Source organism: Agromyces sp. NBRC 114283, assembly GCF_030268405.1.
GTDB classification, from domain to species: Bacteria; Actinomycetota; Actinomycetes; order Actinomycetales; family Microbacteriaceae; genus Agromyces; species Agromyces mediolanus.
The window spans coordinates 3,374,852-3,396,663 of the sequence record NZ_BSQP01000001.1; the positions used below are offsets into that span (position 1 = coordinate 3,374,852).

Consider the following 21,812-nt stretch of genomic DNA (forward strand, 5'->3'; position numbering starts at 1 on the left):
CTACCATGCACGCATGGACCGGAACGAGGGCGGCGGCATCCCGCCGTCGAGCGAGCCGCCGTTCCAGGCCGTCAGCCCGAACCTCGACCGCTTCTCGCGCTCGTCGCTCGACCCCGGCACGCTCAGCCGTCGCCGCATCGTGCGAACGGGCATCGCGCTCGGGGCGCTGCTGCTCGTGATCGTGGCGGGCGTGAGCTGGTGGATCGCGCTCGGCTGACCGAGCCGAGCCGCTGACCCGAGCCGAGCCGAGCCCCCGGGGTCGCCCGGCGCTACGCCTCGAGCCCGGTGCCCTCGAGGCCGGTGTCGGCGAGGTGGCGCGCGCCGTGGCTCAGCACCTTGACGACGACGCCGCGGCGGCGGAGCTCGGCGAGCGTGCGGAGCTCTTCGTCGACGTCGCGGCCGAGCGCGTGCACGGTGGCGACCACGAGCACGTCGCCGCTCTTGAGGGTGCCGAAGAAGCGCGCGAGCCGCTGCTCCCACGACTCGGACAGGTTCTCGGGCGCGGGGTGGCGGAAGTCGGAGATGGCGACCCCGAAGTGCGTCAGGTCGTCGCGCTGCTCGACGATCGAGGGCATGTCGTCGCGCGAGACGACGAGGCCGACGAGTCGCGAGCCGGCCGGGCGGGCCATCCACCAGTGCCCGTCGCGCTGCAGCTCGACGAAGCAGTCGGGGCACTCGATGGCGGCGTGGATCGCCTCGGCCTCGGCCATGGATCCCGTGTTCGTCTCGCTCATCGCCCGCTCCTCGTCAGTTTCCGCGCTCCCCTCCAGGGTACGGCCTCCGGCCGACACTCGCCGGGGGCATCCGCCCGTAGCGAGTACGAGGCCGAACGCGACGCTCAGACCTCGACGCCGAGGTTGGTGTAGGCGAGGTGGCCGTCCCCGACGACCTCCACCGTGAGCATCCCGCTCGCGTCGAGGATCCCGTCGTCGTCGTTGCGGGTGTCCCGCCCGGGATGGGCGTCGTACGGCGGCAGCCCGTGCACGGCGTCGTTCAGCGCATCGTCGAAGTACAGCTGGCTGGTCAGCACGTTACGCCGGCCGAGATGCACCTTCAGGTGCACGTGCACCGTGCGCCCCGTGTACCAGCCCGGCCAGATCGTGCGGAACTGCACGATGCCGTTCGCGTCGGCGACCTGGGCGCCGCGCAGGTAGGTGCCGTCGTCGTCGGGCACGTTCTCACGCACCCCGGCGCTGTACTCGCCGTCGCTCGTCTCGGTGCGGCCCGAGCTCGGGCCGCCGCGCGACGCCACCTCGTACCCGGAATAGAGCCCGCCCGCGTCGCAGTGCCAGATCTCGACGACGCTGTTCGGCAGCGGCCGGCAATCGCGGTCGTAGACCCGGAGCGCGAGCCGCAGCTCGGATCCGGGGCGGTCCTCGCGGATGTCGCTGCGGATGGCGTCGACGTCGAACCAGTACGGCCCCTGCGTCTCCTCGCTCGTCAGTCGGCATGCGCCGACCCCGTCGAGCTTCGCGATGAGCTCGGCTGTGGAGTCGGTGGAGGGCGAGATGGGGACGCCGTCGGAGGCGAGCGGGGTGGGCGGCGGCGGCGCGGTGCTCGGCGTCGCGCTCGCGAGCGACGGCTCGTCGGCCGGCCGGCAGGCGGCGAGGAGCGTGCCGAGGCCGATCGCGCCCCCGGCGGCCAGTGCCCGTCGTCGGCTGACTCGCAGCCGGCTCGCTCGGACGTCGTCATCCATGAGTGCATCCTCCCCGCCGGGGCCATCCGCGGCGCTCGTGGCGACGCTACCGGCGAGCGGATGCGCGTTCGCTGAGTCTCAGATCGAGTCGGCGAGGAACGCCGCCGCCCCCTCGCGGAAGACCTTTGACCCCGGCGCGTTGAAGTGGTGCCGCCCGGGCACCTCGAGGAAGCTCGCGGCCGGGGTCGCCTCGGCGAGGCGCTTGGACTGCGGCAGGATGGCGTCCTCCGAGCCGGTCGCGAAGAGCACCGGCTGACGCGGCGGGCGGGCGGGATCCGGGTCGGCGTCGCCGCCGGCCATCCCCTCGGCGAGCGCGATGAGCGCGAGGAGGTCGTTGCCGGGTACCCGCTCGGCGAGCGAGACGTAGCTCCGGGTCACCCGGTCCTCGACCGGGGTGCCGTGCTCGGCGTAGGCGCGGGCCTGCTCGGTCTTCAACCGGGCGAGCGGTCGGCCGTCGGGGATGCCGCCGAGCACCGCGCGGGAGACGTGCTCGGGCGCCTGCACGGCGAGCTGCCAGCCGACGCGGGCGCCGAGCGAGTAGCCCGCGTAGCGCACGCCGTCGAGCAGATACGTATCGAGCACCGTCACGAGGTCGGTGACGAAGGCCGACATCCGGTACGCCTCGGGGTCGTGCGGATGCCCGCTCGCCCCGTGCCCGCGCTGGTCGACGCCGAGCACGCGGAAGCCGGCGCCGAGGAGCTCCCGCACCCAGCCGGTCTCGACCCAGTTGTCACGGCAGCTCGAGGCGAAGCCGTGCACGCAGAGCACGGTCGGCGCGTCCTCGTCGCCCCAGGAGTAGGTGGCGATGCGGGTGCCGTCGGGGGCGAGCACGAACTGCGGGGCGGGCAGCTCGGTGCGCTCCGGGATCTTCGCGTCCATCAGCCTTGGAAGTCCTCCGGGTCGACGTCGTCGAGGAAGCGCTTGAACTCCTCGAGCTTGGCCTCGTCGGCGGCGGACGGCGGCGCGTCGGGATCGGCGGCGGATGCGGCGTCCTCGTCGTCCTCGTCGGCACCCGCCGTGAGCGCGGCGGGGATGGCGGCGTCCTCGAAGACGGACTCGTCGACGACGATCTCGGCCCCGGCGCGCACCGCGAGCGCGATCGCGTCGCTCGGCCGGGCGTCGACGAGGCGCGGGCCGCTCGGCGTGACGAGGGTGAGCTCGGCGTAGAAGGTGCCGGCGTCGAGCTTCGTCACCTCGGCGCGCGCGATGCGCGCCCCGAGGAGGTCGATGAGGGTGGTCGTCAGATCGTGCGTGAGCGGGCGCGGCGTGCGCTCGTCGTTGATCGCGACGAGGATCGAGTTCGCCTCCTGCGCGCCGATCCAGATGGGCAGCACCCGCGGTTCGCCGGGCCCGTCGATGAGGGGTTTCAGCAGCACGAGATGCTGCCCGGCCTGGTCGAGCGCGACCCCGAGCACGCGCATCATGATCATGCCGCCACCTCCCCTCCCATGGTAGGCGGAGCGGTGCGGTGGGGCTGAAGCCCCTTGCGCTCGGCGGCCGCGCGCGCTCAGGGGGCGTCGGGCGCCAGGCGGATCCAGGCGAGCGCGGCGTCGACCGCGTCGGCCGGGTCGCCCGGCACGCCGCCCTCGGCCCAGGAACTGAGGGCGGCGAAGGTCGCCGCCTCGTAGGCCGCGGCGAGCGCGGCGCACACGGCGGGCGTCGCCCCGGGCAGCCGCTCGGCGAGGTGCGCAGCGAGCCGGGCGGTCCAGAGCCGGTTCGCCGCGGCGGCGGTGGCGACGAGCTCGGGCTCCGCGGCGATGAGGCGGAACCAGGCGGCGGCGCTCCGGGCGACGTGCTCGTCGTGCGAGACGGAGGCGACGATCGCCCGGCGGACGGCGGCTGCGGGGTCGGGCTCGCCGCGGAGCTCGGCGATGGCCTGCTCGAGGCGCTCGTTCGCCGCCTCGACGCCGGCCCAGGCGATGCGGTCACGGGTGCCGAAGTGGCGCATCAGGGTGCGGGCGCTCACGCCGGTCGCCTCGGCGAGCTCCTTCCAGCCGGTCTCGGCATAGCCGCGATCCGACCAGAGCAAGAACGCGGCCTCGGTGACGGCCCCGACGTCGACGACACTGGGGCGTCCGCGGCCTCGAGTCATGCGATCCTCCCCATCCGTCGGATTATTGGCGTATCGTGTCAAATATACGGCATCACCCCAGCCGTCCCGTGAAATCGGAAGGACACCCCATGACTCGCACCTACGTCGTGACGGGCTCGGCCTCCGGCATCGGCGCCGCCACGAAGGGCGCGCTCGAGGCCGCAGGCCACCGCGTCATCGGCATCGACCTGCGCGGCGCCGACGTCGAAGCCGACCTCTCCACCCCCGAGGGCCGCACCGAGGCCGCCGCCCGCGCGATCGAGCTCGCCGGCGGCGTCGTCGACGGCGCCATCGCCTGCGCCGGCATCTCGGCCCCCGTCCCCGCCACCATCGCCGTCAACTACTTCGGCGTCGTCGAGGTGCTCACCCAGCTGCTGCCCGGGCTCGCGAAGTCCGACGCGCCGCGCGCGGCGGTCGTCTCCTCGATGGCCTCGCTGCAGCCGAACTCCGCCGAGCTCGTCGAGGCCGCGCTCGCGGGCGACGAGGCCGGCGCGCTCGCCGTCGCCGGCGAGCTCGCGGCACAGGGCCCCGAGGTCGGCTACCTCGTGTACCCGTCGTCGAAGCGCGCGCTCTCGCGCTGGGTGCGCCGCGCCTCGATCACCCCCGAGTGGGCCGGCGCCGGCATCCCGCTGAACGCGGTCGCCCCCGGCACCGTCATCACGCCGATGACGGCCGGGCTCCTCGAGACCCCCGAGGGCCGCGCGATGGTGGATGCCGCGGTGCCGATGCCGCTCAACTCGCACCAGCCGCCCGAGTCGATCGCGAACCTGCTCGTCTGGCTCACGAGCGAGCAGAACACGCACATGGCCGGCCAGACGATCTACTGCGACGGCGGCGCCGACGCGACGCTCCGCGGCGACGACATCTGGTCCTGGAACGACCCCGCCTGAGCCGCACCCACCCCACCGAGTTGCCCGACTTTCATGAAAGTCGGGCAACTCGGTTTGGAGCGGTTGGCTCAGCCGCCGATCGCGCGCACGAGCGTCGTGCTGATCTCGTCCTCGCGGAACGCGAGCTCGGCGCAGCTCACGGTCTCGCCCGTGTCGGAGATCGCGAGCTGCCTCGTGCGCAGCTGCGGCGCGCCGGGCTCGCGACCCAGGAGCCGGGCGGTCTCCTCGTCGCACGCGACCGCTTCGAGCGTCGACTCGTACTTCACGATGCGCGCGCCGTTCAGGCGCAGGAAGCGCGGCAGATCCATGCCGAGGTCGGCGAGCTCGGTCGGGTTCAGCCGTCCGCCCGGCAGCTCGAGCGGCAGGAAGTCGCGCATCACCATCGCGGGCGCCCCGTTGATCGCGAGCGTGCGGGTGACCCGCCAGAGCTTGCCGTCGGCGCCGAGCCGTTCGGGCGCGAGCGCCTCGGCCACCCACGCGGGCGGCACCAGGTGGTCCACGGCGAAGGCCGCGAGGCTCGCCTTCCGGCCGCTCGCGTCGATCTGCCCCGGCAGCGAGCCGATGTCGTCGAGGGCGACGTAGATCCGCCGGAACGGGCCCGCCGAGGCATCCCGCGAGCGCGCCGCGATGAAGGTGCCCGCACCCCAGCGGCGCACGATCGCGCCCTCGTACCAGAGCCGGTCGAGCACCTCGCGCACCGTGACCCGGCTGACGCCCGCGAGCTCGGCGAGCTCCGCCTCGCTCGGCAGCCGGTCGCCCGCGGCGCCGCCGTCGAGCAGCGCGCGGATCGCGGCTTCGGCGGCGGTGACCTTGCTCGAGGCGGGCATGGCTCCCATTATCGCGGCGGCCCGCCGCTCACCACGCGCCGATGCGGTACAGCTCGCGCGGCGTGTTCGGGAAGCCCTCCGCGATGATGAGCTCCGTCAGCCGGGCGAAGAGCTCGTCGCGCGTCGACCGCCAGGCCGGATCGGCGGCGAGGTTGCGCTGCTCGTCCGGATCGGCGAGGAGGTCGAAGAGCTGCTCGCCGCCGCCGTCCGGGTAGTAGGTGAAGCGGAAGCGTTCGGTGCGCACCGTGCGCGCCCAAGAGGACGGCCGGGCCTCGACGTGGCTGTTGTTCGACTGGATGTAGACGGCATCGCGGGCGGATGCCGCGGCCGACTCGCCGCCCGGCGCACCGAGCACGCTCGGCAGCAGTGAGCGGCCGTGCAGCATCGGCAGCCGGCGCTCCCCCGCCCGGGTGTGCTGCGGCAGCGTCGGCGGCTCGATCCCGGCCCAGTCGTACACGGTCGCGGCGATGTCGGTGTGCTCGGCGAGCTCGGCGCGCGGGCCCGGCACGGCGCCCGGCGCGGCGACGACGAGCGGAACCCGGATGCAGGGGTCGTAGTGCCGCTCCCACTTGCCGAGCAGGCCCTGGTCGTGCAGCAGCTCGCCGTGGTCGGAGGTGAACAGGAAGAGGGCCCCCTCGAGCCGGCCCGCCTCGGCGAGCGTGCGGCGGACCCGGCCGAGCTCGTGGTCGAGGTGCGCGAGGTCGGCGAAGTAGAGCTGCCGCTGCCGCCGCCAGTCGGCGTTCGCGTAGCTCGGCTCGCGGTAGCGCTCCTGGGCGAAGTACGGGATCGGCCGCTCGACCCACTCGGCGGGCACGGGCTCGGGGATCGCGTCGACGTCGACCCGGTCGACGAACTCGGCGGGCGGGGCGAAGGGGTTGTGCGGCTGCACGTAGGAGATGTGCGCGAAGAGGTCGCGCTCGCCGCCCTCGGCGAGGAACGCGCAGGCGCGGTCCGTGATCCACGCGGTCTGCGAGACCTCGGCGGGGAACGGCAGCTCGTACGCCTCCTCGGTCGACTCGGGGAAGCGCTTCTGGGCGGCGAGGATCCGCGCGCGCAGGTCGACGTGCTCGGGGCCGTAGTCGAGCAGGTCCTCCGACATCGTCATCCACACCGTCGAGAGCGCCGCCTCGTAGTGCTCGGGGTGCTCCCGCTCGACCCAGTCGATCCACTCGCCGGCCCGCAGGTCCTCGGTGTTCGCGACGACGTCGTAGCCGTAGACCGTGTAGTCGGGGGCGAGCTCCTCGAGCTGGGTGACGTGGTGCAGCTTGCCGAAGGCGCCCGTGCGCCAGCCGGCCTCCTGCAGCCCGCGCATGAAGGTGGGCACGCCCGGGTCGAGGTCGTAGCCGCACTCGGTGACGCCGTGGCTCACGTTCGCGAGCCCGGTGGCGATGCTCGCCCGGGACGGGCTGCACACCGGGTTCGTGCTGAACGCGTTGCGGAACGTCGCCCCCTCGGCCTGCAGCGCGTCGAAGTTCGGCAGTTCGACGATGCCCTCGCGGGCCCGCTCGAGCCACTTCGCGGCGAGCTGGTCGACCATGAGCAGCACGATCGTGCGCGGGGCGGTGGGGCGGGTCATACGGCGGATCCTTCGACGGGTTCGCGGACGGCGGATGGTTCGTGGGCGGCCTCGCGGCGGATGACCCTGGGCGCGACGAGCGTGCACACGATCATGAGGGCGGTGAGCGCGCCGAGGTAGACCGACACCGAGGTGGTCGTGCCCGTGGCCTCGGTGAGGCTCGCGGCGATGAGCGGAGTGAGCCCGCCGCCCAGCACGGCGGCGATCTGGAAGCCGAGCGAGATGCCCGTGTAACGCACCCGAGCGGGGAACAGCTCGAAGAAGAGCGCGGCCTGCGCGCCGTAGGCCACGCCCCCGAGGGCGCCCACGACGGGCATCACGGCGAGGATGAGCGGCACCGAGCCGGTCGCGCCGATGCCGAACATCAGGAACGGGGCGATCAGGATGAGCACGGCACCGACGAGGTAGGCGCGGGTGCGGCCGATCCGGTCGGAGAGCCAGCCGCCGAGGAGCGTCGCGAGCAGGTAGCCGGCGGCCGCGACGAGGTTCGCGAGCGTCGCCGTCGCCGGGGCGATCTGCATCTGGTTCACGAGGTAGGAGACGAAGAAGACGCCCTGCGTGAAGCCGAAGGCGGCGACGGAGATGTACATGCCGATGGCGACGAGCACCATGCGCCAGTGCTTGCGCAGCGTCTCGAACACGGGCACCCTGGGCGGCGCGGCAACCGCCTCGCGCTCGCGGAACGCGGGCGACTCCTCGATCTTCGAGCGGATGATGAGGCCGACGGCGACGAGCACGACGCTGAACAGCAACGGGATGCGCCAGCCCCACGCGTCGATCTGCTCGGGGGTGAGCAGCACGAAGAGCAGGGTGACGACGCCCGTGGAGAGCATGATGCCGAGGCCGCTGCCGGTCTGCACCGCGGAGCCGAAGATGCCCCGCCGTCTCTCGGGGGCGGACTCCATCATGAGGGTGATCGCGCCGCCCCACTCGCCGCCGATGCCGAGCCCCTGCACGAAGCGCAGCAGCACGAGCAGCACGGGCGCGAGCGCGCCGACCTGGGCGTAGGTCGGCAGGAGCCCCATCAGCATCGTCGCGATGCCCATCGTGAGCAGGCTCGCGACGAGCATGGGCTTGCGGCCGATGCGGTCGCCGAAGTGCCCGAAGACGATGCCGCCGATCGGGCGGGCGAGGAAGCCGACGGCGAAGGTCGTGAAGGCGAGGAAGGTGCCGAGCACCGGGTCCTCGGCGGAGAAGAAGAGCCGACCGAACACGACGGCGGTGAGGGTGCCGTAGACGTTGAAGTCGTAGAACTCGATCGCGTTGCCGACGACGGTCGCGGCGGTGAGCCGGGCCATCGGGGTGCGCGAGCCGGGGGAGGCGAGCTGGCGGGTCACGGGAATCTCCTTCGATTCGAGCCGAGAGGTATAGACGTCTTGTGCAGGCCGAGCGTAAGCCTTTCCGCGCAGGCCGTCAAGATCGATTCCGCAGCAGTCACGAAAGAGGTATGGATGTCTCCGCGTCTCGCTGCGCCCGCACGCGGAAGGGGCGCGGCATCCGATCGGATGCCGCGCCCCTCCGCGAGTTCGGCCCGCCGGCCGCGCCTCAGGCCTTGCTCAGACCGTAGATCGGGCTCTTCGCCTGCTCCGCCTCGTGATCCGGGCCGAGCGGGATGCCGCTGCGGTCGCGCAGCAGCAGGCTCGCCAGGAGCCCGAGCAGCGTCATGCCCGCGAGGTACCAGGTCACCGACATCGTGGTGCCGGTCGCGTCGACGAGCGCCGTCGCGATCGACGGCGCGAAGGCCCCGCCGAGGATGGCGCCGATCGCGTACGAGATCGAGACGCCCGAGAAGCGGATGGAGGCGGGGAACAGCTCCGAGTAGAGCGCCGCCTGCGGGCCGTAGGTGAAGCCGAGGCCGATCGTGAGCACCGCGAGACCCGCGAACAGCAGGCCGACCTCGCCCGTGTTCACGAGCGGGAACAGGGCGAAGACGCCGCCGAGCTGCAGCACCCAGCCGATGAGGTAGGTGGTGCGGCGGCCGATGCGGTCGCTGAGCCAGCCGGCGAACCACGTCGAGAGCAGCCAGGTCACGGCGGAGCCCGTGACGGCCCAGAGCACCGGGCCGCGCTCGAGGCCGATCGGGCCCTCCGGGTTCGTCGCGTAGTTCTGGATGTAGCCGCCGGTCGTCATGTACCCGACCGCGTTGTTGCCGGCGAAGACGAGCGCCGCGATGATCACGAGCAGCAGGTGCTTGCGGAACAGCTGGATGATCGGCATCCGCGTCTGCTCCTTGCGGTCCGCGATCTCGACGAAGACCGGGCTCTCCTCGACGCTGCGGCGCACGTAGTAGCCGATGAGGATGAGCACGACGCTGAGCAGGAACGGGATGCGCCAGCCCCACTCGAGGAAGGCGTCGCCCGGGGCGATGATCGCCATCAGCGCCATCGTGCCCGAGGCGAGCAGGAGGCCGAGCGGCACGCCGATCTGCGGCGAGGCGCCGAAGAGCCCGCGCTTGGACTTGGGGGCGTGCTCGACGGCCATCAGCACCGCGCCGCCCCACTCGCCGCCCGCCGAGATGCCCTGAACCACACGGAGCAGGATCAGCAGGATCGGCGCCGCGACGCCGATCGCGGCGTACGTCGGCAGGAGGCCGATGAGGGCCGTGGCGACGCCCATCAGGATGAGCGTCAGCATCAGCACAAGGCGGCGGCCGTACTTGTCGCCGAGGTGGCCGGCGAGGAACGCGCCGAACGGCCGGAACAGGAAGCTGATGCCGACGGTGAGGAAGGAGAGCAGCGTGCCGATGCCGGGACCGGCGGGGGCGAAGAACAGCTCGCCGAAGACGAGGCCGGCAGCGGAGGCGTAGATGAAGAAGTCGTACCACTCGACGGTGGTGCCGACGACCGTGGCGAAGACGACGCGCCGGCGGTCGGCCGCCTGGGCGATCGTGCCGGTCGGGGTGAACCCCGGAGGGTGCGCTGCTGCGCTCATGGCTGACTCCTTCGTCTGATCAGGGGCTCGGTGAGCGAGCGCCGCACGATCACCGAGGGCGGTCGCGACGAGGGGGTCGTCGACGACCGGCATCCATGATGATATACGATTTCAGATTTCTTCTCGACCCTGCCCGGCACACGAACCGCGCGCGAACCGCACACGAACCGCACGCGAACCAGGGTTGCCCAACTTTCATGAAAGTCGGGCAACCCTGGCTCTGGAGCGGATGAGCGCGCTCAGGCGTGGTGCAGCGCGGCGAAGTCCTCCGGCGGGAACGTGGTCGAGGTGTCCCCCAGCAGCAGCGCGCGATAGGTCGTCGTCGCCGCCTCCTCGAGGTTCAGCGCCCGGCGGAACGCCATCGCGACCGAGTCGCCGAGCGCCGAGCAGCCGTGGTGCCCCATCACGATGCAATCGTGCTCGCGCGCCTGCTCGGCGGCGCTGTCGGCGAGCTCGTCGGAGCCGTTCGGGTAGAACGGCGTGCGGCCGATCGAGCGCACGTAGTACGCGTGATCGAGGGTGATCAGCCGGATGTCCCGACCGAGCGCGTCGAGCAGCACTGCGTGCTGCGGGTGCACGTGGACGACGGCGCGCACATCGGGGCGCACGGCGTAGCTGCGCTGATGCAGCTTCCACTCGCTGGACGGCGTCGCCCCGGCGAGCACCTCCCCGTCGAGCGTCATGACGGCGAAGTCCTCGGGCCTCAGCCGGTCGAGCCAGGTGCCCGCGCCGGTCACGACGAAGCGCTCCTCGTCGATGCGGGCCGAGAGGTTGCCCCCGGAGGCGAGGGCGAGCCCGCGGGCGACGATGTCGGAGCCCACGCCCACGAGTTCGGCGACGAGCTCCCGGGCGCGGGCGTCGAACGCGGCGGCCGCGCCGCTCGGTGCGAGGTCGGTGTCGGTCATGCGGGGATCCTCTCGGGGGTCGGGAAGGTGCCGAGCCCGTCCTTCGGCGAGCGCAGCAGGAAGGTCAGGCCGAAGCCGACGAGGTACAGCGAGGCGATGATCCAGACGGTGCCCTGGATGCCGATAGGCGTGACGAGGCCGGCGATCACGGGGCCGACGAACTGGCTGAGCCCGGCGCCGAGGTTCAGGATGGCGACGGCCGCCGCCTTGTGCTGCGGGGCGAGCAGCGGCACGATCGCGGACAGCGGCACGAACATGCCGAGCGCGAGGCCGTAGACGATCGCGATGGCGATGGTGATGCCGAAGTTCGGGCCGATCGCCGTCGGCACGTAGTAGAGCGCGAGCACGGTGACGAAGCAGCCGATGCCGCCGGCCCAGGCCACCACGTTTACGCGACCGATCCAGTCGGCGAGGTAGCCGGAGATGAGGTTCGCCGCGACGTTCGCCGCGAGCATGGTGCCCCAGATGGCCTGCCACTCGGCGAGGCCGAAGCCGACGTCGCGCACCATGTACGTCGTGAGGAAGACCACGAAGGCGTAGAACGACAGCGTGTTGATGATGCGCACGACGCCGCCGACGCCGACCTTCGGGTTCGAGGCGACGATCGTGATGCTCGAGACGACGCCCTTGACGCTGTTCGCGAGCGTCACCTTCTGCGTCACCGGGTTCCGCAGCAGGAAGAGCACCATGAGCCCGCCGACGACGACGAAGGCGAGCGCCATCCAGAGGGTCGCGAGTTCGCCGATGAACGGGATGACCGCTCCGGCGAAGTAGGAGCTCAGCACGCCGAGGCCGAGCGTCGAGAAGAACCAGTACCAGCCGACGGCACGGCCCATGACCTGCTCGTCGGTGCCGATGGTGATCCAGACGAGGAAGCCGTAGGCGAACATCGGGTAGCCGAGGCCGCGGATGCCGAAGGCGAGCAGCATGATGCCGTAGTTGCCGCCCATCACGCCGAACACGAGGAAGACGAGCTCGAAGACCACCCAGATGGCGAAGCCCAGCATCATCACCCGCTTCGGCCCCCAGGCCTCGGCGAGCGCGCCGCTCAGCCAGGCGGCGACCGCGACGACGATGCCGTAGACGGCCCAGAGCGTCGCGACCTGCCCGGCCTCGAAGCCGAGCTCGTCGAGGTACGGCGAGAGGAAGCCGGCCTCGATGCCGTCGCCGATCATGAAGATCGTCAGGGCGACGAAGCCCCAGGCGAGCGGGCGGGCGATGCCCTGCGTGCGGAGCAGTCGGCCGAACCGGGTCTCGGTGCCGGCCGTGGGGGTGGCGGTCATGGATGGACTCCTCATTGAGTGCGCAGTCGGGCTGCGAGACTTCGGGGGATAATGTACATTTGTTCACAAGAATGAACTTCTGCTCAGTCATCATCCGGCGAAGCCGTGCTGCTGTCAAGCCCGCCAGGGACTGAGCCCCGGCGCGACCGTCGCGCCGGGATCCGGCATGGGAGGATGACGGCATGCTCTTGGGTCGCGTCGCACGCATGTACTACGAGCACGGGTTGACGCACCAGGAGATCGCCGACACGCTCGGCGTCTCCCGCATCCGCGTCACGCGCCTGCTCGCCGAGGCGCGCGAGACCGGCGTCGTCGAGATCATCGTGCACGTCGAGGAATCCCTCTTCGCCGACGACGAGCGCGACCTCGCCGCCGCCTTCGGGCTGCGCCAGGTGTGGATCTCCCCCAGCGTCGCCGACGAGCAGAAGGCCGCGCGCGCCTTCGCGAGCGTGGGCGCCGAGGCGCTCGCCGCGAAGCTCGAGCCCGACGCGGTCGTCGCCCTCGGCCTCTCGACGGCCGTCGCGCTCGTCGCCGAGGAGTTCCCCGAGCAGCCCCTCGCCGCGAGCTTCGTGCCCGTGGCCGGCAGCGTCAGCGGCCTCGTCAACGGCGCCAATCCGCACGAGCTCGCCCTCGCCTTCGCGCGGCGCACGAACGGCCGGGCGTTCCACCTGCCCGCGCCGCTGCTCGCCGCCTCCCCCGAGGCCGCCGCGGCCTCCCTCGCCGACCCGGGCGTGCGCGAGGTCCTCGAGCTCGCGGCCCGCGCGGACACCCTCGTCGCCGGCATCGGCGGCACTGCGAGGGGGCAGGGCCTGCTGCTCTCCTCGCTGGGCGACGCCGAGCGCGAGCGCCTGCTCGCCGACGGCGCGGTCGGCGACCTCGCCGGGCGCTTCTTCGACGCGGACGGCGAGGCCGTGCACGGCGCGCTCGACGCCCGGGTCGTCGGGCTCGGACTCGACGAGCTGCGGGCCATCCCGAACCGGCTCGGCATCGCGCGCGGCGAGACGAAGCTCGCCGCGCTGCGCACGGCGCTCTCCAGCGGACTCGTGAACCTGCTCGTCACCGACTCCGACACCGCGAGAGCGCTGCTCGCCGACTGAGCGCCCCCAGCGTTCGGCCGGCCGACCCCGCCGGCCCGGCAGGGCCCGCCTCAGGCGGCCCGCTCGGCGAGCGCGCGGGCATTGGCCACACCCGGCACCTCGTCGCCGGCGAGCCAGCTCCGCAGCGCGGTGGCCGCGATCCGGGAGTGCTCGGCGATCACGTCGTCGGACGCGCCCGCGATGTGCGGCGTCATCGTGACGTGCTCGAAGGAGAACAGCTCGGAGTCGCGCGGCAGCGGCTCCTCGTAGAAGACGTCGAAGCCGGCGCCCGCGATGCGCCGCTCGCGCAGCACCTCCATGAGCGCGGCCTCCTCGATGATCGCGGCGCGACCGGCGTTGACGAGGAACGCGCTCGGCTTCATGAGCGCGAGCTCGCGGGCGCCGATCAGCCCCTCTGTCTCGGGCATGAGCGGCACGTGCACGGTCACGATGTCGGCACTCGACATGACCTCGTCGAGCGGGGCGATGCGCGCCTCCTCGCCGAAGGCGTCGGCGGGCAGGAAGGGGTCGTAGACGAGCACGTCCATGCCGAAGCCGCGGGCCCGCCGGACCATCCGCCGCCCCACCGCGCCCCCGCCGAGCACGCCGAGCGTGCGCCCGCCGAGCCCGATGCTGCGGAAGCGCTCGTACGGCTCGAACACGTCGTCGGCGGTCCAGTTGCCCTCGCGCAGCCAGCGCTCGGAGGCGCTCACGTGGCGCACGGTCGCCATCAGCAGGGCGAAGCTCAGGTCGGCGGTCACCTCGGCGTTGCGGCCGGGCGTGGTGATGACCGGGATGCCGCGAGCGGTGCAGGCGTCGAGGTCGACGTTGACGGGCTTCGCGCGGCAGGAGACCACCGCCTTCAGGACCGGCGCGAGCGCGAGCGTCGCCTCGTCGACGACGTCGAGCTCCGCGACGATCACCTCCGCGCCGGCGAGCTGCGCCTCGAGCCCGCGCTCGGCGAGCGAGGCGCCGTCCATCGTCGCCTCGACGAGCTCGACGTCGAAGGCGTCGGTGAGCGCGGCCGCGACGCCCTCGTCGAAGGCGGCGGTCACGAGGATCTTGGGTCGGTGGGTCACGGGGCTCCTCCTCGGAGTGGATCGGTGCGTCGGTGGGTCAGTGGGTCGGGACGGGTGCGCGCCGGGAGCGCGGCCGGCAGGGCGGCGGGATGCCTCAGCCGGCGAGCCGCGTCGAGGCGGCCCGGAGTCGCCGCAGTGCGGGCCAGTGCGGGCGCATCGCGTCGCGGATGGCGAGGAAGTCGCCGTACGCCTCGGCGTAGACGGCGGAGCGCTCGGCATCCGGCGCGAAGACGCTCGTCTCGGGCGCGAGGGCCGCGACGGCCGAGGCGAGATCCTCCGCGTGCCCGGAGGCGACGAGCGCGAGGCTCGCGACCCCGCGGGCGCCGACCTCGGGTGCGTCCTGCCGGACGATCTCGCGACCGGTGACGTCGGCGAGGATCGCGCAGAGCAGGTCCGACTCGGAGCCGCCGCCGCACACGAGCAGCGCGCCCGCCACGCCGAGCACGTCGAGGCTTTCGCGCAGCGAGAAGGCGATGCCCTCGTACCCGGAGCGCAGCAGCTCGGCCGGGGTGGTGGTGACGCTCATGCCGTGCCAGGAAGCCGAGGCGGCCGAGTCGAGGAAGGGGGCGCGCTCGCCGCTCGGCGAACCGTAGGGCAGGTAGAGGACCCCGCCTGAGCCGGCCGGAACGGCGGCGGCCTGCCGCTCGACCTCGGACCAGTGGTCATCGGTGAGCCCGAGCGTGGCGCGCACCCAGTCGAGGTTCGGCGTGCCGGTCATGGGCGCCATCGACTCGAGCACCTGCGTGCCGCGTCCCGTCGAGAGCACGATGCCTGCGTCGCTGCGCACGTGCGCGCGGCTCGGCTGGTTGACCCCGACGAAGCCGGTGGTGCCGAGGATGGCGTAGCCCTGGCCGTCGCCGATGGCGCCGAGCCCGACGCCGGCGGCCGCGGTGTCGACGAGGCCGACGGCGACGGGCGTGCCCTCCGGCAGCCCGAGCCGTGCGGCCGCGGCGGCGGTCACCCGACCGGCGAGCGACTGCGGGTCGCGCACCTCCGGCAGGCCCGCCCGGATGTGCTCGTGCCCGAGCGCGTCGACGAGTTCGGCCGAGTAGGCGCCGGTCGCGGTGTCGAGGTAGGTGCGGGATGCCTCGCTCGGATCGGTCGCGATCTCGCCGGTGAGCCGGTAGCGCAGCCAGTCCTTGCAGTTCAGCTGGTGGGCGAAGCGCTCGCGGGTCTCGGGCTCGGCCTCGAAGAGCTCCTCCGCGAGCAGCGGCAGCGCGCCGGCGAACAGCGGCGACCCGGTCGCACGCTGCACGGCCTCGGCGCGGCCGTCGGCCCGCCAGGTCTCGAGCCGTTCCGTGGCGCGGCCGTCGAGCCAGAGCGCGGCGGGCCGCACGGGCCGCCCCTCGCGGTCGACGAACCAGGCGCCGTCGCCCTGGCCGGTGAGGCCGATGGCGAGGATCTCGGGGTCGTCGTCGGCGCGCACCTCCTCGAGCACCGCGGTGATCGTGGCGGACGCGGCATCCCAGATCCGGTCCAGGTCCGCCTCGGCGCCGCCGCGGGCGTCGCGCTCGATGCGCACGCTCGATCTGGCGACGCCGGCGATCGTGCCGTCGAGCCGGAAGGCGACGGTCTTTACCGAGGTCGTGCCGGCGTCGATTCCGAGGACAATCGGGGTGCGTCTCTGCATGAGCCCATCCGAACATTAGTACGCGTGATTGATCGATTGTTCACAGCGTACCCCGTGCGGCCCGATCGGTCCAACACGCAGGGTTGCCCGACTTTCATGAAAGTCGGGCAACCCTGGGAAGCGCGCGGCTCAGCCGCGCGGCGTCACCCCGCACCAGCCGGCGATGAACAGCGCGATGCTCTTCGTCACCCGGCGCAGCGAGTCGATGCTCGTGCGCTCGTCGTAGCCGTGGATCTGTTCGGTCTTGGGCCCGTACACGAGCGTCGGCAGCCCCTCGTAGAGCACGAACAGGCGCGAGTCGATGTAGCCGGGCGTCGTGAAGGAATCGAGCGGCGAGCCGAACGCGGCCTCGTGCGTCTCCCCCAGCAGCCGCTCGGCGTCCGAGCCCTCCTCGAGCACGTAGCCCTCGGCGTAGAAGCCCGTCTTCTCGGCGGTCACCGTCGCGTCGGCCGTGCCGAGCGCGGCCTCCGCGATCGCGAGCTGCTCGAGGATGCGCGCCCACGCTTCATCGGCCGTCATCCCCGGGTACAGCGCTGCGCGCAGCTCGAACTCGCACCACGCCGGCACGCTCGACGGCCAGTCCCCGCCGGAGATCTGCCCGATATTGAAGTTGATCGGGTGGTCGAGGTGCTCGAAATGCGGGTGCCGGGCGCGCTCGGCGTTCCACTCGGCCTCGAGCACCCGCAGCTGCGCGACGACCGCGATCGCGGCGTCGATGGCGTTGAAGCCGCTCGTCATCTCGCGCACGTGGGTCGGCGTCCCGCCGACGCGCACCTTCGCCCAGATCACCCCGACGTTCGCCCGGACCAGCATGTCCTCCTCGGGCTCGGGGATGAGCACGGCATCCGCCGTGTACCCGCGCTGGATGGCGGCGAGCGTGCCGTTGCCCGTGCTCTCCTCCTCGACGACCGATTGGAAGTGGATGCGCGCAGCCGGGTCGAAGCCCGCCGCGCGCACCGCGTCGAAGGCGAACAGCATCGCCCCCAGGCCGGCCTTCATGTCGCCCGAGCCGCGGCCGTAGAGCCAGCCGTCTTCGATGTGCGCGTCCCAGGGGTTCCGCGCCCACTGCTCGTGCGGCCCGTCGGGCACGACGTCGACGTGGCCGTTCAGGATGAGCGAACGGCCGAGCGTCTCGGCGGGCTCGTAGCTGCCGACGAGGTTCGTCATGCCCTCGTACGAGATCGCGACGGCGCCGGCGCCGACGTGCGTGCCGATCTCCTCGGGGTCGAGCTGCCAGCGGTCGAGGTCGAGGCCGCGCTCGGCCATCGCGCGCTCCATGAGGTCCTGGGCGCCGGCCTCCCGGCCGCGCAGGGACGGTTCGCGGATCAGCTCCTGCGTGAAGGCGAGCTGCCGGTCGAAGGCGGCGTCGACGGCGTCGAGGATGGCCCGGCGGGCCGTCTCGTCGAGGGCGGCCGCGCCGGTGTCGGCGAGGGTCGAGCTGGTGGGGTCTGCACTGGGCATGGTGGTGGGTCCTTCGTGTGGTCGCGGCCGGCCGGCCGCAGGAGCGGATGCGTGGGGATCGGGGGCAGGGTCGGGCCCGGCTCGGGGTCGGGCCGGCTCAGTCGAGCGGGCGCAGCCGCCCGGCGATGGCGCCGCCGAGCGCGGTGATCGCCGCGATCCCGACGAGCACGAGCGCGGGGGCCCAGGACTGGTTGCCCGCGGCCTCGAGCGCCGCGAGCGAGAGGAACGGCATGAACCCCGAGAGGGCGCCCGCGATGTTGTACCCGAGCGAGACGCCCGAGTACCGCAGGGCCGCAGGGAACAGATCGGCGAGCGCCGAGCCGGTGCCCGCGTAGCCGACGGTCATCAGCACGATGCCGAGCACGATGGCGACGACGACCGCTGCGGGCGACTGCTGGTCGATGAGCCAGAAGATCGGGAACGCCGCGAGCGCGGTCGTCGCGCCGCCGAGCAGCACCATGAAGGCGGAGCCCCAGCGCACGGCGAGCTTGCCGGCGATCACGGTCACGAAGATCTGCGCGACGGAGGCGATGAGGGTCGCGTTCACCATGAGGCCGCGGTCGAGGCCGATGCCCGTGCCGTAGCTGATCGCGAACGTCGTGATCATGTAGAAGCCGCCGACGGCGAGGAACGCGCACATCACGGCGACGAGCAGGCGGCCGCCGGTGCGCCGGAAGACCTCGACCGTCGGCACCTTCGCGCGGTCCTCCTGGGCGACGAGCTCGGCGAAGACGGGCGACTCCTCGAGCCGCATCCGCAGGTAGAGCGCGATGAGCAGCAGCGGGAACGCGGCGAGGAACGGCAGGCGCCATCCCCACGCGTCGAACTCCTCGCTCGGCAGCAGCAGCACGAGCGCAAAGGCGCCGGACGAGAGCAGCGTGCCGACGGGCGAGCCGATCTGCACGAGCGCCGCGTACCAGGCGCGGGTGCGCTTGGGGGCGTGCTCGACCGCGATCGTCATCGCCCCGCCCCACTCGCCGCCGACGGCGAGGCCCTGCACGAGCCGCAGCACGGCCAGCGCGATCGGCGCGGCGATGCCGACGGCGTCGAACGTCGGGAGCACGCCGATGAGGCCGGTGGCGACGCCGATCGCGACGATCGTGGTGAGCAGCGCCGGGCGGCGGCCGTAGCGGTCGCCGAGGTAGCCGAACAGGGCGGCGCCGACCGGTCGGGCGAGGAAGCCGACGCCGAAGGTGGCGAAGGCCGCGAGCGTCGCCGCAGTCGCGTCGAGCTCGGTGAAGAACAGGCGGTTGAAGACGAGTGCGGCGGCGGTGCCGAACAGGAAGTAGTCGTACCACTCGAGGGCGGTGCCGACGAAGGCGGCGCGGGTGACCCGCGCGGCGTCGCGCGGGTCGAGCTCGAACTCGTCGGCCTCGGCCGCGGCGCCGGGCTCGGAGGAGGTGGCGGTCATCGGGGGAATCCTTCCGGGAGAGTGTGCGAACGCCGCCGAACCGGAGGATGGTCCATTCGATCCTCGGGCGGATGCCTCGGCGGGTCGTGCGGGGACGTCCCCATCAGTATCGGACCGGATGGCTCCGCGCCACGAGGGTCGATCACTCCGCGTTCGACGGCGTATGGTGTGCACATGCACACCATCGCTGCGGATGGCCCGCCCGAGACCGCGCCCGATGCCGCGCTCCGCTCGCTCATGCTGGCGACCCTCGACGACATGGACGAGCTCATCGAGGGGTACCTCGGCCAGCTGCGCACCATCCCGGGCTACGGGCAGGTCGACATCCCCTCCGCCGATCTCGCCGACACGACGCGCGACGCGCTCGAGCTGATCCTCCGGAAGTCGAGCGGCCTGCCGCTCTCAGCCAGGCACGAGATCGTCTCGGAGGCCCTGGGCCGCCGCCGGGCGGCGCAGGGCGTGCCGCTCGAGGTGCTGCTGCAGGCGGTGCGCATGGTGTTCCGCCTGCTCTGGACGACCCTGCACGAGCGGGCCGACGACGCCCAGCGGGCGGCGCTCGACCGCTCGGCCGTGCAGCTCTGGGAGGCGATCGAGTTCCACACGGTGCGCGTGCACGCGGGCTACCTGCACGAGGTCTCGCGGATGCGGCGCGACCGCGAGACCGAGCGGGCCGTGCTGCTCACGCGCTTCCTCGACGCCGGCCGGCGCAACCCGGCCCTCACCGCGCAGCTCGCCGCGGAGCTCGGGCTCGAGCCCGAGGGGCCGCTGCTCGTCGGCGCCGCCCCGCTCGCCGCGGAGGCCGAGCTGCGCCGCCTGGCCGGGCCGACCACCCAGGTGCACCCGCGCAACGACTCGCTGCTCGTGCTCGAGCCCGGCGGACGAGCCGCATTCGACTGGGCCGAGCGCGCGGGGTTCCCCGTCGGGGTCGGCACCGCCGCGCCGCGGCTCGACGCCGTGCCGGCCGCCTGGCGCATCGCGCACGAACTGCTGATGGCCGCGCCGCCGGATGCGTCGGGCCCGCGCACCCTCATCGAGGACTGGCCGGACCTCGTCGTCCGGCGCCTGCCCGAGCTGTCGCAGAGCGTGCTCGGCACCGTCCGTCAGCGGCTCGCCCCGGTGAGCGGCGAGTCCCGCGAGCGCCTCCTCGAGACCGTCGAGCTGTACCTCCGCACGGGTTCCCTCGGCGGCACCGCCGAGCGGCTGTTCGTGCACCGCAACACCGTGTTGAAGCGCCTCGCCCGCTTCGCGGAGCTCACCGGGCTCGACCCGGCGCAGCCGTGGAATGCGGCGACGATCCGCCTCGTGCTCGCCGAGCGGGCCTCGCACCCCGCCGGCCCCCGCGAGTAGGGGCCAGCAGCCACCAGACCGTCGAGACGACGAGCACGCCGAGCAGCGCGCCCGCGGCGACGTCGTGCGCGTAGTGCACCCCCTCGAGCACCCGGGCCGCCGCCGCGACGACCGCGATGGCGAGCGCGAGCCAGATCGCGACCCGCCGCCCGGCGGCCAGCGCGATCACGGTGGCCAGCGCGAAGGCGACCGTCGCGTGGTTCGAGGGGAACGACCAGTCCCCAGCCGGCGGGCAGTCCGCCGCGATCCCGCTCGACCAGCACGGCCGGCCCTGCGCGACGAGCAGCTTGATCCCCTCGCTCGCGCCGTAGGCGAGCGGCACGGCGGCGCTCGCGAGCGCGAATCGCCGCAGCCGACGGCGGTCCCGCCCGCGCAGCAGTCGGATCGCGACGAGCAGCCACAGCCCGCCCAGCAGCCCGAGCGCGACGAGCGTCAGGGCGCCGATTCCCGGCAGCGCCGCCGCCTGGGCGACGGCCTCGTGCAGCCGCCCCGGCAGGCTGCCCGGCACGACGGGCATGAGCAGGAACGCCGCGGCGAGCGCGAGCAGCAGGGTGGCGGGCAGGAGGAGCGGGTGGCGGAGCGACATGGACCTCGACCGTACGTGGACGGGCGGGCGGCGTCATCCGCCTCGAGTCGGCCCCCGCGTCATCCGCTCGATCGACATCGACCGCCGACCACTCCCGAGTTGCCCCACTTTCATGAAAGTCGGGCAACTCAGGAGGAAGTCACGGGTGGTACTCGCTGCGGAACACGTCGTTCAGGGTGACCGTGGTGAGCCCGCGGTCGACGACGATGCGGTGCAGCTGCGGGAAGACGTTGGTCACGGGGGCGAAGTTCAGATGCCCGATCACGATGTGCTGCGGCAGGAACCACTGCCCCGCGAGATCGACGATCTGCTGCTCGGAGACCAGCCCGGAGTCGGCGAGCGAGCCGTACCAGAGCGTCGGCGTCGTGTAGCCGATCGAGGCGGCCGCGGCGATCACCCGATCGTCGAAGTAGCCGAACGGCGGCCGGTAGAACGGGCGCGCATCGACCCCGAACGTCTCGCCGAGGAAGTCGTGCGTGCGCGTCAGCTCGTCGACGATGCCCGCCTCGTCGAGCGAGGTGAGGTCGGCGTGACTCCACGTGTGGTTCGCGAGCTGCACCTGCCCGGCGTCGACCAGCGGGCGGAGCGCGTCGGCGTTGCGCGCCCACGAGTCGTAGCAGCCCGTGACGAAGAGGGTGAGCCGCACGCCGGTCGCGGCCGCGAAGGCGGCGTACGCCGCGACCACGGCGGAGTCGGTGCCGTCGTCGGCGGTCCAGGCGAGGAGCGTCCCCTCGCCGGGCAGGCCGGTGATCGGCTCGAACGGCGCATCGACGCGGTCGAGCACGGGGGCGGCCTGGCGCGTCTCGACGTGCACGGCGCCCGGGACCGCGCTCGGCGCAGGACGCGGCGGCGGGCCGCTCTGGGTGCTGGGGGCGGCGGCGGGAGCCGCGGGGCGCTCCTTCGCGCACGCGGCGAGCGCGCCGCTCACGAGCGCGGCGGCGCCGAAGCCGAGGACGGCGCGGCGGGACGCCCCGCCCGACTCCGCTGCCACGCGCATGCCCACTCCCCCCGGGTGAACGGCC

General features: G+C 72.9%; 21 protein-coding genes. 4 read left to right on the top strand and 17 right to left on the bottom strand.

Annotated elements, in window-relative coordinates; translation table 11 throughout:
* Positions 1-13 precede the first annotated feature (13 nt).
* Entirely contained in the window at positions 14-217 is a 204-nt protein-coding gene (locus QSJ60_RS16210; protein ID WP_285464515.1) for a hypothetical protein, read from the top strand.
* Positions 218-269: 52 nt separating this feature from the next.
* Here QSJ60_RS16210 and QSJ60_RS16215 read toward each other — a convergent pair whose 3' ends face one another.
* The 5 genes from QSJ60_RS16215 to QSJ60_RS16235 all read right to left on the bottom strand — a co-directional run bounded on the left by QSJ60_RS16215 (position 270) and on the right by QSJ60_RS16235 (position 3,788).
* Entirely contained in the window at positions 270-734 is a 465-nt protein-coding gene (locus tag QSJ60_RS16215) for a recombinase family protein (RefSeq protein WP_189085757.1), read from the bottom strand.
* Positions 735-838: 104 nt separating this feature from the next.
* Entirely contained in the window at positions 839-1,696 is an 858-nt protein-coding gene (locus tag QSJ60_RS16220; RefSeq protein WP_285464517.1) for an intradiol ring-cleavage dioxygenase, read from the bottom strand.
* A gap of 78 nt (positions 1,697-1,774) precedes the next feature.
* Positions 1,775-2,575 (bottom strand): alpha/beta fold hydrolase, encoded by an 801-nt coding sequence (locus QSJ60_RS16225; protein ID WP_285464519.1) that lies wholly within the window; start codon positions 2,573-2,575, stop codon positions 1,775-1,777.
* The gene (locus tag QSJ60_RS16230; RefSeq protein ID WP_285464521.1) at positions 2,575-3,126 is read right to left on the bottom strand and encodes a bifunctional nuclease family protein; all 552 of its coding nucleotides are present in this window, start codon (positions 3,124-3,126) and stop codon (positions 2,575-2,577) included. Before QSJ60_RS16230 ends, QSJ60_RS16225 begins: the two co-directional genes overlap by 1 nt.
* Before the next feature lie 77 nt (positions 3,127-3,203).
* A complete protein-coding gene (locus QSJ60_RS16235; RefSeq protein ID WP_285464523.1) occupies positions 3,204-3,788 on the bottom strand; it encodes a TetR/AcrR family transcriptional regulator in 585 nt (194 codons plus the stop codon).
* Between the two features lie 89 nt (positions 3,789-3,877).
* On the opposite strand from QSJ60_RS16235, the gene QSJ60_RS16240 reads away from it, so the two are divergent.
* Positions 3,878-4,678, top strand: a complete 801-nt coding sequence (locus QSJ60_RS16240) for an SDR family oxidoreductase (protein WP_285464524.1) — start codon at positions 3,878-3,880, stop codon at positions 4,676-4,678.
* 68 nt (positions 4,679-4,746) lie between these two features.
* Here the strand turns inward: QSJ60_RS16240 and QSJ60_RS16245 are convergent, their stop codons facing one another.
* The 6 genes from QSJ60_RS16245 to QSJ60_RS16270 form a co-directional block, all read right to left on the bottom strand.
* On the bottom strand, positions 4,747-5,505 hold the full coding sequence (locus tag QSJ60_RS16245) for a GntR family transcriptional regulator (RefSeq protein WP_285464525.1): 759 nt from the start codon (positions 5,503-5,505) through the stop codon (positions 4,747-4,749).
* Between the two features lie 28 nt (positions 5,506-5,533).
* Entirely contained in the window at positions 5,534-7,081 is a 1,548-nt protein-coding gene (locus tag QSJ60_RS16250) for a sulfatase family protein (protein ID WP_285464527.1), read from the bottom strand.
* The gene (locus QSJ60_RS16255; RefSeq protein ID WP_285464529.1) at positions 7,078-8,418 is read right to left on the bottom strand and encodes an MFS transporter; all 1,341 of its coding nucleotides are present in this window, start codon (positions 8,416-8,418) and stop codon (positions 7,078-7,080) included. The genes QSJ60_RS16250 and QSJ60_RS16255 overlap by 4 nt, the downstream gene beginning before the upstream one ends.
* A 208-nt stretch (positions 8,419-8,626) precedes the next feature.
* Positions 8,627-10,012 carry an MFS transporter gene (locus QSJ60_RS16260; protein WP_285464531.1) on the bottom strand — a complete coding sequence of 462 codons (1,386 nt, stop codon included), beginning with the start codon at positions 10,010-10,012 and terminating at the stop codon, positions 8,627-8,629.
* 239 nt (positions 10,013-10,251) lie between these two features.
* Entirely contained in the window at positions 10,252-10,917 is a 666-nt protein-coding gene (locus tag QSJ60_RS16265; RefSeq protein ID WP_285464533.1) for a class II aldolase/adducin family protein, read from the bottom strand.
* A complete protein-coding gene (locus QSJ60_RS16270) occupies positions 10,914-12,200 on the bottom strand; it encodes an MFS transporter (protein ID WP_285464534.1) in 1,287 nt (428 codons plus the stop codon). Before QSJ60_RS16270 ends, QSJ60_RS16265 begins: the two co-directional genes overlap by 4 nt.
* 182 nt (positions 12,201-12,382) lie before the next feature.
* Between QSJ60_RS16270 and QSJ60_RS16275 the strand changes: the two genes are divergently transcribed.
* Positions 12,383-13,297, top strand: a complete 915-nt coding sequence (locus QSJ60_RS16275; RefSeq protein WP_285464535.1) for a sugar-binding transcriptional regulator — start codon at positions 12,383-12,385, stop codon at positions 13,295-13,297.
* Between the two features lie 50 nt (positions 13,298-13,347).
* Here QSJ60_RS16275 and QSJ60_RS16280 read toward each other — a convergent pair whose 3' ends face one another.
* From QSJ60_RS16280 to QSJ60_RS16295, 4 genes are all read right to left on the bottom strand, one after another.
* Entirely contained in the window at positions 13,348-14,355 is a 1,008-nt protein-coding gene (locus QSJ60_RS16280) for an NAD(P)-dependent oxidoreductase (protein ID WP_285464537.1), read from the bottom strand.
* Positions 14,356-14,449: 94 nt separating this feature from the next.
* On the bottom strand, positions 14,450-15,985 hold the full coding sequence (locus QSJ60_RS16285; RefSeq protein WP_285464538.1) for an FGGY-family carbohydrate kinase: 1,536 nt from the start codon (positions 15,983-15,985) through the stop codon (positions 14,450-14,452).
* 129 nt (positions 15,986-16,114) lie between these two features.
* The gene (locus QSJ60_RS16290) at positions 16,115-17,446 is read right to left on the bottom strand and encodes an ArgE/DapE family deacylase (RefSeq protein ID WP_285464539.1); all 1,332 of its coding nucleotides are present in this window, start codon (positions 17,444-17,446) and stop codon (positions 16,115-16,117) included.
* 97 nt (positions 17,447-17,543) lie between these two features.
* A complete protein-coding gene (locus QSJ60_RS16295; RefSeq protein ID WP_285464540.1) occupies positions 17,544-18,857 on the bottom strand; it encodes an MFS transporter in 1,314 nt (437 codons plus the stop codon).
* Between the two features lie 174 nt (positions 18,858-19,031).
* Between QSJ60_RS16295 and QSJ60_RS16300 the strand changes: the two genes are divergently transcribed.
* Positions 19,032-20,204: a PucR family transcriptional regulator gene (locus QSJ60_RS16300; protein ID WP_230764544.1), complete on the top strand. Its 1,173-nt coding sequence runs from the start codon at positions 19,032-19,034 to the stop codon at positions 20,202-20,204.
* Here QSJ60_RS16300 and QSJ60_RS16305 read toward each other — a convergent pair.
* Complete coding sequence (locus QSJ60_RS16305; protein WP_285464541.1) at positions 20,110-20,790, bottom strand: phosphatase PAP2 family protein; 681 nt, start codon at positions 20,788-20,790, stop codon at positions 20,110-20,112. The genes QSJ60_RS16300 and QSJ60_RS16305 overlap by 95 nt on opposite strands.
* 139 nt (positions 20,791-20,929) lie before the next feature.
* Positions 20,930-21,787, bottom strand: a complete 858-nt coding sequence (locus tag QSJ60_RS16310) for a polysaccharide deacetylase family protein (RefSeq protein WP_230764547.1) — start codon at positions 21,785-21,787, stop codon at positions 20,930-20,932.
* Between the last annotated feature and the right edge of the window lie 25 nt (positions 21,788-21,812).